Raw genomic sequence first — 13,739 nt, 5'->3', positions numbered from 1 at the left:
TTCTTATTTTTACTAAAGCTTTCTATTCCCCCGGTAGAACCGGGGGTTATCAACCATTGCTGGACAATGAAAAAGAGCCAAGGTCAATCCTTGGCTCTTTGCTTTATCTTTTAGCCCTGCTAGGCAATAAAGAGTAATCCGAACCTGCCAAAAATGCAGAATTAAAGCGACTTTTGAAATTTTCGCTGTCGCCTTGCGTCAGCAAGGCTTCCATCTCAAAATCCAAAATTCATCTTTACTTCAAGCATTTTTGGTCTGCGAGTTCAAATTGTGCTGATTTATTCTTAATCAAGGCACAAAAACGCAGGAATACTTTTTGTATTCTGAGTATTTTTAACACAGAGTAAGGGCAAATCAGCCAATTTGAACCACGGTTAGGATTGCTCTTCATTGCCTAAATAACAGAGTTCTTTTTGGTGCAAGAATAACACACTGCCTTTTTAACTCGATAAGCAGTTTAGAGATTAGCACTTTTGATAAACGGTCTGTGCAGTTGACCGTCTTTTAAAGATAGCGTAACTGATTGTTAACACTAATTACTATGCTATCGCACTAATATTTAGCACATTTTATTCCCACTCGACGAGGACTAAACAATTCTGTTTATGTAATTTTGTTTTTCGTTAGTCTCTCTGTTTTGATTTTACGATGTATCTGTATTATCCTTTGCAAAAATGCCCTTGTTATCATTTTGTTATCGAGGTTGATAACAAGAATAATATCACCGTGGATAATATGGAAGTGGTATGCTAATATTATAGCGTATAATCTTTCTTATTGCAATAGCAAATTAAAATTTTACGTACAGATTTCAATATTTTGTGCGTAATTATTATTGCAAACTTTTTCTTTTCGTGCTATAATAAATTCGAGCACATATACTATTTTTGTGTGCTTGAATTTTATAGTTGAAAGAAGGTGAGAGAGTGGACATCCGAGAGCAAGTAAAAGAAGTCATTATCAATAAAGGCGGCATTGCAAAATCTGCTGACTTTGTCGCTGCCGGAATCAGAGCGGCCGATGTTGTAAATCTGTGCAACGCCGGCTTTCTTAATCGTGTGCGTCACGGTTATTATGAACTTGCTGAAAAAAGTGCGGTTTCCGAGGAACAGCTTCTTGCCACCCTCGTACCGAAAGGAATTGTCTGCGTTGAATCAGCACTTTTTCATTACGGATACAGTGACTTTGCTCCACGCAAGTGGTCAATCGCAATCCCTCGTTCTATGTCGAGAACAAAACTGAATGTGGATGTTCTCGCTCTGCAACCTTACTATGTTCAGGCGGAACTGTACGATTTGGGAAAAACTACAGATGATTTCGATGGCGTTACCCTGCCTGTATATGACCGTGAACGCACCATCTGCGATTGTTTCAAATACCGTTCAAAACTCGACAACGAGATTTTTAATAAAGCGCTTAATGCTTACGCTAACGATACAAAGAAAAATCTGAACAACCTTTCTGCATACGCAAAAAAACTTCGTGTATACAAAAAGGTCACCGAATTGATGGAGGTACTGCTTAATGGCTGATATTGCTGCATCTGTGCTTGCACGACTGAAAAATAAGGCTGCCGAAAGCGGAAGAAGTTATCAGCTTTGTCTGCAGCTCTTTTGCCAAGAGGAATTTCTGCGCCGTTTGGAAAAATCCAAATATGCAGAAAATCTTGTGCTGAAAGGCGGATTGTTTATCTATTCCCTTACCGACTTTGACAGCCGAGTAACAGTTGATGTGGACTTTTTGCTCCGCCAAATACCAAATACGCCGGAGCAGTTAAAAGCTGTGTTGGAGGAAATTATTGCAACACCTACCGGACACGACTTTATCACTTTTGAGATTAAAGATGTTGTCCCTATTGCTGTTGCCAAAAAGTATGCGGGTATTGGCGCATCGGTGGTCGCCCGCATTAAAAACACCAAAACACCGTTCAGTATTGATTTCGGTGTGGGGGATGTCATCGTACCGAAACAGGAAAAACGAAAAATCCCGACACAGCTTTCCGACTTTGACGCCCCGACAGTAAATACATACTCACTTGAAACAACCATTGCCGAGAAGATAGACGCTATTCTCAGTCTAATGGAATTTTCAAGCCGAATGAAGGATTATTACGATATTTACTATCTTGCCAATAAATTTGATTTTGACGGAGCAACGCTGACGGAAGCACTGAAAAAGACCTTTGAAAACCGTGGACATAGCTTTACCGTTGAACAGTTTGAGCAGGTAATGGACTTTGACAGAGATGGAGCAATGCAGAAAAAGTGGAAAGCCTTCACCCGTAAGATTGATACTAAAACTGATGATTACAGTATCGTTCTAAAAACAATAAAAGCGTTTCTTATAAAGCCATTCACGGCGTCGGTGGATACAATTGAGTATACAGATAAATGGATCGCTGCTGAAAATCAATGGAAGAAGGGAGTGTAATCAATGCCAAAAATAATGGAGATTATCGAAAAGGAAACCAAAGGAAAAAGCTACCATACCTACAAGTATAGTTACGACTCAATTGGCTTACCTTCCATTGATTATGACGATGATCCTAACAAAGTAATGAAATGGAAAGATTCCGGTGAAACAGGTTTTCCCAAGAAGCCAATCGACCTTAAGCCTTTAGCAGATCAATTGCAATCCGTGGGCGAAAAGCCCTTACTTAAATATTTTCTTGATGGTTCACGCCACGTTTTTAAGGTGGATGACATTGCATATAACAAGCAGGTTTTCCCCGTTGTAGCAGGACAAATCGGTATTGGCTGTTGCAAGCGTGAAAATAAGCGTATGTCAAAGGAACGCTTCTATCGTGAATTGGTTTTAGCTCTTCCTGATAAGGCAAACGCTGACGGTTGGGATGATGCTGCTTATTTTGCAGCCAAAGTCAAAAAGTTAAACGAAAGCGAAGAATTAAAGCGTTTGGGATTGCATTTTTCCGCCATCATTCCGTATTCGACATCAAAGGCAGGCTATCCCGATACTAAACTTGATAATTTGGCGGTCGGCGTTATACAAGACTATATGATTGAAGCCGAAAAACGAATGGTTGCTGAATTGGTAAAGGACAAGCGTTTGGGGCAAGATGCCTATTTGCTCAAAGATGGTTCTCTTGAATATAAGGTTATGAAGTCCGGTCGAGAAGATTTGAGAACGCTCCAAAAAATCAAGCATAATTACAGTTGGGTGATCGGTGTTTCAAAGTCATTTAATCCCGAAAGTTGCCTTGATCATACGGGCAAACCGAATTCCAACTATATAGCTGACTTGCCCGTGTTCCACAGAACTCCCGTAGCGAGATACGAAAATCGTGAGTTTTTAGGTGATGTTCAATTTGGCGTTTGGTATATCCGTTTACGGGATAAACGCAGAACACAAACACCGTTTGACGGGGTAGTTAAAGTCGAAAAAATAATGATGGATGAAGAAATAGAAAACGGTATCGATAGTGATGTTATCGATCTGATTTCCGCCAACATTATCAACGAACGCAACCCTACTTGCTATGGTACTGATCGTCGTTGGGCGAATCATTTATATCCCGTATTTTTGACCGAGTCTTACGTAAAAAGCAAATACATCAGCACAGAAATGTTCTTACATCTGTTTTGAGGAGGATAAATAAAAATGTCTAATACGATTATAGGTCGTGTGTTGGCGACAGAAAAGAATCCAACAACAATTGATAATTTTACATTTTGGACGGATCCCAAACTTATCTTAAATCCGTTTGATATCGTAAAGGTACAGCACGTTAATAATTCATTTTCCTATGGCGTTATCGAAGATATTGCACATATCACCGATGCCGCTAGTTTTCTTACCAACTTTATTTCAAGTGATTTTGGTGATGTTAACGCTGAAGAAAACACCCTGCGTGTAGGGATGAATTATGTTACCGCCAAGGTTGTTTGCAATACCGAAAATATTTATATTCCTCTTCAAAGCAACGCAAAAGTAATGTTGGCAACTGCCGAAGAAATTAACTACGCTCTTGGACTTAATGATATCCGTAATCCGCTTGTGTGTGGTTATCTTGAAATGTATGAGGGTACAAAAGGGTGTGAGAAAGTTACACTCCCTGTAAATCTCAACTCAAAATTCATTATTGGCCCCGAAGGTGCTCATTTGAACATTTCGGGTATCTCCGGTCTTGCTTCCAAGACTTCTTATGCGATGTTTCTTTTGAAGGCTATACAAGACAGCTATATGAAGAAGGATCCCCAAAACGAGGACGAAGACAGTGTTGCATTTGTACTATTTAATGTAAAAGGTAAGGACTTGCTTGCTATTGATCAGTTAAACGACTTCTCTGATGAGCGTAATCCTGAGCAGGCTCGAAAGGATACTTTTGCTAAATACGAAAAGTTGGGATTGGCTGCTGAACCTTTCAAGAATGTTCAGTACTATTATCCTTACTCTATCCCAAAAACCCGTCATTGGAACACATATATGACGCCAGAAGAAGTTGAGGATAATATCAAAAAGAAGAAAGCAAAAAAGTACAAATACATTTATAAGTATGACAAAGAGAATCTCGATTTGATGTTTGCCAATATTGATGACTCCACTCAAACAATGGAATCTATCATCAGCTATATTATGTCGGGACAAGGTAAATTTAATCAAGTCAGTGATTGGCAGGAATTCCTTGAAGCAGTAAAAGAAAAGTGTTCTACCGAAACTTCTGGAAAAGACAAAGAAATCCCTGTGGCGAGCTGGAGAAAATTCTATCGCATCATTAATAAGAGCATTACTGATAATAAGATTTTCGCAAGGGATATTCGTGAAGATGAAGGTGAAACCCGTATTGGGGATGCCCTCAAATACATTAAGAAAAACGAAGTGCATGTTATTGATATTGCTAAGCTCTCCGAAGATAAGCAGGCATATGTATTCGGCGATGCAATCCGTACAATCTATGATTTACAGTTGGGTCAGTATGCCGGCGAAGAAGGCGTAAATCCGCCTTCAAGAGTTGTAATTTTTATTGACGAGTTGAACAAGTATGCTTCTAAGGAAACACCTAAGAACTCTCCTATTCTTCGTCAAGTACTTGATGTTGCAGAACGTGGACGTTCTCTTGGTGTAGTGCTCTTTGCCGCAGAACAGTTCAGAAGCGCTATTCACGATAGAGTTACAGGTAACTGTTCTACCCACGCTTACGGTCGTACAAACTCAATTGAAGTCACCAAGAGCGATTATAAGAGTATTCCATCCGTTTATAAGACTATGATGACTCGCCTGAAACAGGGCGAATACATTATTCAAAATCCGATTTTCCGTTCATTGCTTAATATCAAGTTCCCGAAACCGATTTATAAGCAATTTAAGTAAGGAGATAGTTATGGCGACAGTAGGTAAAAACATACTTGATAACCTCACGACGGGTATGTACTCTGACTCCAAGGTTATCTACAGAGAATATATACAAAATGCTTGCGACCAAATCGACCTTGCAATAAGAGAGGGTATCTTGTCTGCTGATGAGGGATATGTTGATATATACACGGATAGCAAGAAACGATACATAAGTATTAAAGATAATGCTACCGGTGTCAAAGCGGACGATTTCATCGAAGATGTTGGAGACATTGCTAATAGCAATAAGGAAATCGGCAAAAATAAAGGCTTTCGTGGTATTGGTCGTCTTTGTGGGTTGGCATATTGTAAAACATTAAAATTTACAACGAGTTACCTTGGTGAAAGTACAAAGTCCATTATGACTTGTGATGCACAGAAGATGAGAACAATGCTTGTTGAAAACAAGAAATACACTCTTGATGAAATTTGGGATGCTATCATAACGTATTCAACCGAACCCGAAACAAAAGATGAACACTATTTTGAAGTTGAGATGTTTAATATTAACAAAGAGAATACAGACTTATTGAATGACACAAAGGTTCGTGAATATCTTAGTTTTGTTGTTCCGGTTCCATACAAAAACACCTTTATTCTTCGCAATCAGATTTATAGCTATGCTAAGTCGATCGGTTATACCATCGATGAATATTGCGTTAGAGTGAACGGTTCGCAAATTTTTAAAGAATATACGACTAAGCTCAAAGAACAAAGCGGTGCTTCCTTGAAGAATTACGATGAGATTTCCCGTTTGGAATTCAAGGATTTTCGAGATGCTTCCGGCAATTTAATTGCTTGGATGTGGGTAGGTTTGTCACGCTTTGAAAAACAAATTCCAAGCATAAATCATATGCGTGGGTTGCGTGTAAGAAGTGCAAATATTCAACTCGGAGGCGACGATACCTTACAACCGCTTTTCAAAGAAAATCGTGGCAATTATTATTTTGTAGGTGAAGTGTTTGCGGCAAACCGTAATCTTATCCCGAACTCTCAGCGTGATTATTTTAACGAAAACGAGACCCGCGTTTTGTTTGAAGATCTGTTGAGAGAGTATTTCTACGATGTACTACACAAGCTTTATTATGAAGCTAATCGTGTTAAAAATGACTATAAACGACAAGAAGAATATCTTAGCAAGGTCGCCGAATATCAAAAGAAGGAAAAAGAACAAGGCTTTGTCAACGAGGAAGAACGCCAAAAACTTCAGTTTGATATTGATAAAGCTAAGAAAAGTGCCGAAGATGCCCGTAAACGTTTGGACAAACTTGATACCACCGACAGCAATTCTCCCTTATCGGAAGTTAGAAAGAGCATTGGACAGAAATATGAGGCTGATAAGCTGAAGAAAAAAGCCGAAACGACTACTGTGGTAGTTGATGATGACGATAAGAAAAAGTCGTTTGTTACAAGTTCTATGTCTAAACTATCAAGAAGTGAACGCAAATTAGTAAGTAAAATTTTGTCCATTATCACCGATATTGCTCCAAAAGATATTGCCGAGCAGATTATCGATAAAATTAAAGAAGAGATGAGATAATACCCTATGAATAGAAAAGTCTTGCTCATTGAGCCTAATTACAAAAATAAATACCCACCGATGGGACTAATGAAATTGGCAACCTATTATCGTATGGTTGGCGATGATGTCCGTTTTTATAAAGGCGATATGCGTTCCTTAGCGGTGGAGCTAATTTGCGATGATCTTATCAATCATCTTTCTATTATTCTTCCTGAAATATTTTGGAAGAACTATTATCCTACGCTTTTTGAATTTATAAAACTCGGTAAATATGCAATTCTTGAGGCCGATCCCATCTTTGAAGATGAGATTGTCTTAGATGCAGTAAAAGAATATCGTAAAAAATATAAAGACAAAGAGTACTTCACAAAGCCAAGATTTGATAAGGTTGGCATCACCACGCTATTTACATTTTATTGGGACATTACAATTGATACTATTAACTTCGCAAAGCAGCTTTGTAAGAAACCCGAAGATGTTATGGTAGGCGGTATTATGTCATCCCTCTTAAAAGACGAGGTGTATGCCGCTACAGGGATCGAACCTTTTGTTGGCTTATTGAATCATCCGGGGGATATTGATCCTGGCAATAAGCTAATTATTGATGAACTACCTCTTGATTACTCTATCCTTGAAGAGATAGACTACGTTTACCCTGCAAACAATGCTTATTTTGCATATATGACAAGAGGCTGCGTCAACAAGTGCAAGTTCTGTGCTGTACCGAAATTGGAACCACAGTATTGTGACTATATCAATCTGAAAAATCGGATTGAATTTACAGATAAACGTTTCGGCGCAAGAAAAGATTTGCTTTTACTTGATAATAATGTTTTGGCATCTAAGTGTTACGACCAAATCATTGATGAAATTAAAGAATGTGGCTTTGGTACAGGTGCAACTTACACACCACCCAATGAATACGATGTGACAATCAATAATCTCAAGGATTCCTACAATGATCGTGCATATATACGTAAAGCCATTTCTATTTACAAAGAGATAATGGGAAAGCTGAAAGATGATACAGAAAAAACAGAACTGTATCTTAAATTGGAAGAAGCTCATTGCCTTTACTATTATACTGCATCCAAAGAAGATATATTAGGTTTGGATGAATATGTGCGCCCATTGTATGAAAAAACCCATAAACCTTCAAAAAGAAAACGTATTGTTGACTTCAATCAAGGCATCGATTCACGTCTAATTACTGAAGCAAATATGAAAAAACTGGCAGAAGTGAACATTCAGCCTTTGCGCATAGCATTTGACCACTGGAGTCTTAGGGACATATATGAAAAGTCTATCCGTACAGCCGTTAAAAGCGGAATAAAAAACCTTTCAAACTATCTTCTTTATAATTTTGAGGATAAACCGGAAGAATTATATTATCGTCTAAGAATGAATGTTGACTTATGCGAAGAACTCGGCGCAAGCATATATTCATTTCCGATGAAGTATCATCCGATAAATGATAAAGAGTTCTTTATGAACCGTGACTACATCGGTAAGCATTGGAACAGAAAATTCATTCGTGCAGTCCAAGCCGTGCTTAATTCTACAAAAGGGAAAATTGGACGTGGCGTTGATTTCTTTGAAGAAGCATTTGGATGTGATATTGATGAGTTTATGAAAATTCTATGGATGCCCGAAACTTTCATCATATATCGTAGAATCTACGATGCCGATCTTCGTAATCGTCTTGCTGATAGATACACTACCGTAACAAAACACGATTGCGATTTAACGAATGAGTGGTGGGAGAAATTCAAGGCATTACCTCCAGATAAACTAGAAAAAGCAAAAGCAATCATTGCCTTAAACAAGTTTAAGGATGGCGATTTTGTATGCGACGACAAAGAGATTAACGATGTCTTAGCGTACTATAAAATCACCCGTGATGATACAGAAAACAACCAATAAAAAACGGCGGCAGAGAGCAAAATCCCTGCCGCTTTTTACCAGTTAGGTGTAAATAAAATCTGTATTCACGACCTCGGTGGCTCTGCTGCGGATGTTGTTCATTCGACCAACCCACGCCATTTGATTATCGACTTTGAGTTGTTCGGTCACACCCTCACGCTCTGCCATCTGTTTCACCAGCCGGGAAAACATTTCTTCCGCCTGTTTGTCAATATCAGCAAGGTAACTGTTTAACTTGCCGCTGGTCAGCAGATTGGTGTATAACACCCTTCGGTTTTGCTTGATGTGTCGCAAATGTCGTTGTCCCCATATACCGATTGGCTGTTGTTCTTCAGCGGGTAACGCAAGGTCGGGCAGATAATAATCTCCCTGCAAGGTGTAGCGGATTCCCGTTTTTTCGTCTGTAAAATGCTGTTTCATTGTGTTTTCCTACCTTTCATCTTTATAATTTCTAAAGCGTTTTTCACGCTGTTTAGACTGTTTTTCCAACTTTGCACTATCAAGCAAATTGTCAATCTGTTTATGACCAAATACTTTGCGGAGAAGTTTGTAATCCCTGTTTTCCGCACGCAGATTTTCATTCTCTCGTGATAATTTTTCATTAACTTTCGATAGCTTTTCATTTTCACGATATAGGTTTCCGTTTGTGATGTTCAATCTGTGGTAACTGTCCAACGCCTTGAAATATCGTGCAAATAAGGTGCTTATTAAAGACTTAAATCGGGCTATAAGCGGTTCAACAAACTTTGCCTTATAAGTTCTTGCCGACATCATTGCAGGCGGTTCAGGCAACTGATATTCAGGCTCATTCATTATGCTTCCATCAAGTTTCTGCAAGGATTTTTCTCCGTTATCGAAGTTCTCAATGCGGTCAGCCATAACACGAAACTCGTCTTTTTTCTCGGCAAGTTGGTTGTCCAATACAGCAATTTCTTTTTCTCGCTCCTGTTTTTTGTAATCCAAAACAGACAAGTGTTTTTCGTGAGTACCCTTGTGTTCCCATTCAATCCCGTGACGCTCCATAACAAATGCAAGTGCGGATTTTTCTGCGCTTACCCATTGGTTCCACTCGGTATCTCCACGGGTTCCGCCCTTAAAACCTTGGGCGGCAAGAGCCTGTTTTAGAGATACTCTTGTTTCAAGTCCACGCTTGCTTCCGCTGGTAAACGGTACAAAATCAATGTGCAAATGCGGTGTTGCTTCGTCCATATGAAGATGAGCAGAGAACACTTTTAAGTTGGGGTTTCTCTCTTGAAATCCACTGTAATATTCATCTAAAATTTGTCTTGCAAGCTCTCCGTTTTCGCTTTCAGCACTCATATTTTCCTTATCGCCTATCTGCAAAATGAGTTCATGAAACGGTTTTTCTTGCTTTGAATTACGGATTTTTTCATAATAGTTTTCTATCTTACGGTCGGCTCTTGTCTGTTTATTGTTGTACCTTTTAAGTGCTTCGTCAAACAATTCATGATAGACTTTTTTGATATTTTCATTGCAGTAGTCGATATTGAGATGTGTTCGGTTATCGTCAACATTTTCCGCTTTGAACTTGCGGCTGTTATGATTGACAGAGCCTTTACCGACCATTGCACTTATCGTTCTTTGCATTTTATTACCTCCAATCTCCAAAATTTTACCGTTCTCGGTTCTGTTACTCTTGTCAAGAGTAACGCAAAAGCACTTTTGACAGCCTTCTGCCATCAAAAGCTGCTATTGCGCTCTCCGAGGGGGGTTGCGGGGCGTTGCCCCGTTGTCTGCGGACAACTCCCCAGCAGAACCGCCCTTTGAAAAGGGCACTCTGCACCCCGCCTAAACTTCGTATTGGCATACCTGCCGAAAAAGAACATTGCAAGATTGCGAAAGCCCCCACCTTTGCAATGTTGCAACCTTACAGGTCGCCACTCTCTTTTTCTTCGGGTAGTTGCCAATACCACACACTGCCTTCCTTAACAGATCGCACACGCAGAGTTTTCTTTGCTTCATCGAGCACTCGTTTGGAGATACCCAAACTCTGCGCTTTTTGCAGCAAGGTTTGTTGCGGGTACTTTCCGCCGTATAGGCAGTCAACGATAAGGCTTTCAGCCATATCGGATTTCTTCTCACGACTGATACCGCTGAGAAGATCGTCGATAGAAATATCATAATGACCGAGCCACTTGAAGCCGTTGGTTTCCCTCAGTTCAAATGCGATTGGCTTGCCTTCCGGTGCGAGGGAAGATTTTTGATGTGCCGCCACTCGTATCTCCGGCTTGTCCTTTACTCTGCCGACTACAAGCACGCTTCTTGCTGCTGCTTGAAAGTCTATGGAGCCAAGACCTCTGTAATTGGATTTGTTACCCTGTGCCTTGTTTAAGTGTCCAACAAGTATAATCGCACAACGGTATTTCTCAGCGATCCTGCCAAGCTGAGAGAGAATGGCACGGACTTCATTTGCTCGGTTCATATCTACCTTTGCGCCGATATAGGCTTGCATTGGATCTAAAATCATTACCCTTGCACCCGTTTCTGCAATAGCCTTTTCTACTCTCTCGTCAAGCATCGTCAATGCCGCCTCAGATTCGTCGATCACCTTGATTTGTGAGCAGTCTGCATTACCGGCAAGAAGGCGGGGCTTGATGGTATCCCCAAGCCCATCCTCTGCGGTTTGATATATTACCTTGATAGGATCGCGCTCGGTGTCGTCGCAGGGTAGTTTTTCTCCACTTGACAAAAGCGCCGCTAATCGCAGTATCAGCGTTGTTTTACCTTCGCCGCCGTCACCGTGAATAATGGTCAGTTTCCCATACGGGATATAGGGATACCACAGCCATTCCACTTCTTCGACGGGCACTTCATCCATACTGATGATTTTTAATTCTGCCATAGGCGTTGCCTCCTTTCAATTTTTCTCAAAACTATTGAAATTGGAGGAGTCATAGGTTATAATATTTGCAATACATTTTTGAGAAGACTGTTCCGTATCTGCGCCAACAGATACAATGGGAACAGTCTTTTCGGTTTTATATGCCATCCTTTCGTTCCTTCATTCCATATAACGTGGTGTTAATCTGCTCAATACGGTCGAGCAAGTCATCGTGAACATTTGCGCCGGCTTCGATGCGTTTAAGCTCATCGAGGACGGCGGCAAGCTCGTTTCGCAGGGCCTTATAGACTCTCGGATTGCCGACCACCGTTATTTGCTGCTGCAGGGCACGGGCACAAAGATAATCCTGCTTTGTCAGTCCCGATATTCTGACATTACTGTCCAAAACATCAGCCTCCTGTGGCGACATACGAAAAGCGATTGTTTTGCTCCTCCAACGGTTGTGACGATCAAGATTTTTAGCGGACATTTTCAATATCCATCCTTTCATATTCAAGTTTCTTTGCCATTTCCGTCTGCTTTGACGGGAATAGGTGTGCATAGCGGTAAGTGATCTCAATGCTTTCGTGACCAACACGGTCGGCAATTGCCACCGCAGAAAAGCCCATATCTATGAGCAGGGAAATATGGCTATGGCGCAAGTCGTGAATGCGGATACGCTTCACCCCTGCGGCGCTTGAGCCACGATCCATTTCTCGGTGCAGATAATTCTTTGAAATGGGGAATATACGATCTTTCTTTTTGTATCCGTATAGCATACCGATATAATCCTGCATTTCCTCACAGAGAAACTGCGGCATTTTTATCGTGCGGTTGCTTTTCCTTGTTTTCGGTGTGGTAATGACATCTTCGCCGTGCAAACGCTGATAGGATTTGCTGATCGTAACAGTACCTTTTTCAAAGTCGAAGTCCCCCGCAGTCAGAGCGAGTAACTCGCCCTCACGAATGCCACACCAGTAAAGCATTTCAAACGCGTAATAGGATACGGGCTTGTCCATCATTTCATCGGCAAACTTCTTGTACTCTTCTTTCGTCCAAAACTTCATTTCCTTGCGTTCCTCTGTGCCCATATTACCGGCTTTTGCGGCGGGATTGGAACGAAGGTCATAATGCCTTACAGCGTGGTTAAATATAGCACTAAGCTGATTGTGGACGGTTTTGAGATAGGTCTGTGAATACGGCTTCTTCTTTTCATCACGAAAAGCGAGCAATTCATTCTGCCAAGCGATTACATCCTTTGTGGTGATCTCACTGACATTTTTCTTTTCAAAATAGGGTAAAATCTTGGTTTCAATGATATGCTTTTTGGTCAGCCAAGTGTTTTCTTTTAAGCGAGGTTTTATGTCCTTTATATAAAGCTCAACAAAGGCGGAAAAGTTCATATCCATATCGGCAGCACTTTGCTGCTTAAATACTCGCTCCCACTCCTGAGCCTCTCGTTTGGTTTCAAAACCTCGCTTACATTTCTGTTTGCGCTCGCCTTTCCAATCTACATATCGTGTTAAAACATACCAAGTGCCGTTATCTTCATTTTTATAAACAGGCATTTTTGTTCTCCTTTCTGGCTTGGTACAGCCTTTCATTAAAATACTCTCTGTTGACTCTTCCTGATATGGTAATAAAGCCTTTACGCTTCAGTTCCTCGTTCAGCTCTCGTATGACTTTGTAGGCATACGAGGTTGAAACATCGAGAATCTCAGCGACTTCTTCTACTCGCATAAACTGTTGTCCCATAAGTTTCCTCCTTTCTTCGGTTAGTATAATGGGGTGCCGTTTTACCCAAGTGCCGTTCCTACCCCTGCTGTTTCAGCGGCGTTGTTTCGCTCGCTCCGTCGCCACTCGGAGGTCTTGACAAAATCATATCACACTTGGACGGTCATTCAATTTTACTAAGCGTAATTGCTTAGTTCTATATCATTATACTAAGCATATTTGCTTTTGTCAAGTGGCTTGCAAGAAAATACTAAACTTTTTTGTTTTGATTTCTCTTGACACCACTAAACATTTCTGCTATACTATATGTGAACACTTGAAAAGAGGTGCTTTTATGGCTATTAGCGAAAGAATTCACTTTTTCCG

At 40.5% G+C, this 13,739-nt stretch carries 12 protein-coding genes; 6 read left to right on the top strand and 6 right to left on the bottom strand.

Annotation, left to right across the window (positions count from 1 at the left end; genetic code table 11):
- The first annotated feature begins 926 nt into the window (after positions 1-926).
- The 6 genes from Q0P34_RS04650 to Q0P34_RS04625 are packed head-to-tail and all read left to right on the top strand — an operon-like array spanning position 927 to position 8,797.
- The gene (locus Q0P34_RS04650) at positions 927-1,532 is read left to right on the top strand and encodes an abortive phage infection protein (RefSeq protein WP_294953573.1); all 606 of its coding nucleotides are present in this window, start codon (positions 927-929) and stop codon (positions 1,530-1,532) included.
- Positions 1,525-2,430 carry a nucleotidyl transferase AbiEii/AbiGii toxin family protein gene (locus Q0P34_RS04645; RefSeq protein WP_294953570.1) on the top strand — a complete coding sequence of 302 codons (906 nt, stop codon included), beginning with the start codon at positions 1,525-1,527 and terminating at the stop codon, positions 2,428-2,430. The genes Q0P34_RS04650 and Q0P34_RS04645 overlap by 8 nt, the downstream gene beginning before the upstream one ends.
- A 3-nt stretch (positions 2,431-2,433) precedes the next feature.
- Positions 2,434-3,603, top strand: a complete 1,170-nt coding sequence (locus tag Q0P34_RS04640) for a DNA double-strand break repair nuclease NurA (protein WP_294953567.1) — start codon at positions 2,434-2,436, stop codon at positions 3,601-3,603.
- Between the two features lie 15 nt (positions 3,604-3,618).
- Positions 3,619-5,328 (top strand): ATP-binding protein, encoded by a 1,710-nt coding sequence (locus tag Q0P34_RS04635; RefSeq protein WP_294953564.1) that lies wholly within the window; start codon positions 3,619-3,621, stop codon positions 5,326-5,328.
- Between the two features lie 10 nt (positions 5,329-5,338).
- The gene (locus Q0P34_RS04630) at positions 5,339-6,892 is read left to right on the top strand and encodes an ATP-binding protein (protein WP_294953561.1); all 1,554 of its coding nucleotides are present in this window, start codon (positions 5,339-5,341) and stop codon (positions 6,890-6,892) included.
- Between the two features lie 6 nt (positions 6,893-6,898).
- Positions 6,899-8,797: a hypothetical protein gene (locus Q0P34_RS04625; protein ID WP_294953558.1), complete on the top strand. Its 1,899-nt coding sequence runs from the start codon at positions 6,899-6,901 to the stop codon at positions 8,795-8,797.
- A 42-nt stretch (positions 8,798-8,839) separates the two neighbouring features.
- Here Q0P34_RS04625 and Q0P34_RS04620 read toward each other — a convergent pair whose 3' ends face one another.
- The 6 genes from Q0P34_RS04620 to Q0P34_RS04595 all read right to left on the bottom strand — a co-directional run bounded on the left by Q0P34_RS04620 (position 8,840) and on the right by Q0P34_RS04595 (position 13,394).
- Positions 8,840-9,217, bottom strand: coding sequence for a TnpV protein (locus Q0P34_RS04620; RefSeq protein WP_294953555.1), 378 nt, complete (start codon positions 9,215-9,217; stop codon positions 8,840-8,842).
- Positions 9,218-9,226: 9 nt separating this feature from the next.
- Positions 9,227-10,384 carry a plasmid recombination protein gene (locus Q0P34_RS04615; RefSeq protein ID WP_366783662.1) on the bottom strand — a complete coding sequence of 386 codons (1,158 nt, stop codon included), beginning with the start codon at positions 10,382-10,384 and terminating at the stop codon, positions 9,227-9,229.
- 301 nt (positions 10,385-10,685) lie between these two features.
- Positions 10,686-11,660 carry an AAA family ATPase gene (locus Q0P34_RS04610; protein WP_294953552.1) on the bottom strand — a complete coding sequence of 325 codons (975 nt, stop codon included), beginning with the start codon at positions 11,658-11,660 and terminating at the stop codon, positions 10,686-10,688.
- Between the two features lie 136 nt (positions 11,661-11,796).
- The gene (locus Q0P34_RS04605; RefSeq protein ID WP_294953549.1) at positions 11,797-12,129 is read right to left on the bottom strand and encodes a hypothetical protein; all 333 of its coding nucleotides are present in this window, start codon (positions 12,127-12,129) and stop codon (positions 11,797-11,799) included.
- On the bottom strand, positions 12,119-13,207 hold the full coding sequence (locus Q0P34_RS04600) for a site-specific integrase (RefSeq protein WP_294953546.1): 1,089 nt from the start codon (positions 13,205-13,207) through the stop codon (positions 12,119-12,121). The genes Q0P34_RS04605 and Q0P34_RS04600 overlap by 11 nt, the downstream gene beginning before the upstream one ends.
- The gene (locus tag Q0P34_RS04595; protein WP_294953544.1) at positions 13,194-13,394 is read right to left on the bottom strand and encodes a LysR family transcriptional regulator; all 201 of its coding nucleotides are present in this window, start codon (positions 13,392-13,394) and stop codon (positions 13,194-13,196) included. The genes Q0P34_RS04600 and Q0P34_RS04595 overlap by 14 nt, the downstream gene beginning before the upstream one ends.
- Positions 13,395-13,739: the final 345 nt, after the last annotated feature.

Source organism: uncultured Eubacterium sp., from assembly GCF_945980375.1.
Classification (GTDB): Bacteria; Bacillota; Clostridia; order Oscillospirales; family Acutalibacteraceae; genus Eubacterium_R.
This window is presented reverse-complemented; position numbering and strand designations above follow the sequence as displayed.

Coding starts and splice junctions, on each gene's coding strand:
- Q0P34_RS04645 (WP_294953570.1), top strand. CDS start 1,525: ATGGCTGATATTGCTGCATCTGTGCTTGCACGACTGAAAAATAAGGCT.
- Q0P34_RS04640 (WP_294953567.1), top strand. CDS start 2,434: ATGCCAAAAATAATGGAGATTATCGAAAAGGAAACCAAAGGAAAAAGC.
- Q0P34_RS04635 (WP_294953564.1), top strand. CDS start 3,619: ATGTCTAATACGATTATAGGTCGTGTGTTGGCGACAGAAAAGAATCCA.
- Q0P34_RS04630 (WP_294953561.1), top strand. CDS start 5,339: ATGGCGACAGTAGGTAAAAACATACTTGATAACCTCACGACGGGTATG.
- Q0P34_RS04625 (WP_294953558.1), top strand. CDS start 6,899: ATGAATAGAAAAGTCTTGCTCATTGAGCCTAATTACAAAAATAAATAC.
- Q0P34_RS04620 (WP_294953555.1), bottom strand. CDS start 9,217: ATGAAACAGCATTTTACAGACGAAAAAACGGGAATCCGCTACACCTTG.
- Q0P34_RS04615 (WP_366783662.1), bottom strand. CDS start 10,384: ATGGTCGGTAAAGGCTCTGTCAATCATAACAGCCGCAAGTTCAAAGCG.
- Q0P34_RS04610 (WP_294953552.1), bottom strand. CDS start 11,660: ATGGCAGAATTAAAAATCATCAGTATGGATGAAGTGCCCGTCGAAGAA.
- Q0P34_RS04605 (WP_294953549.1), bottom strand. CDS start 12,129: ATGTCCGCTAAAAATCTTGATCGTCACAACCGTTGGAGGAGCAAAACA.
- Q0P34_RS04600 (WP_294953546.1), bottom strand. CDS start 13,207: ATGCCTGTTTATAAAAATGAAGATAACGGCACTTGGTATGTTTTAACA.
- Q0P34_RS04595 (WP_294953544.1), bottom strand. CDS start 13,394: ATGGGACAACAGTTTATGCGAGTAGAAGAAGTCGCTGAGATTCTCGAT.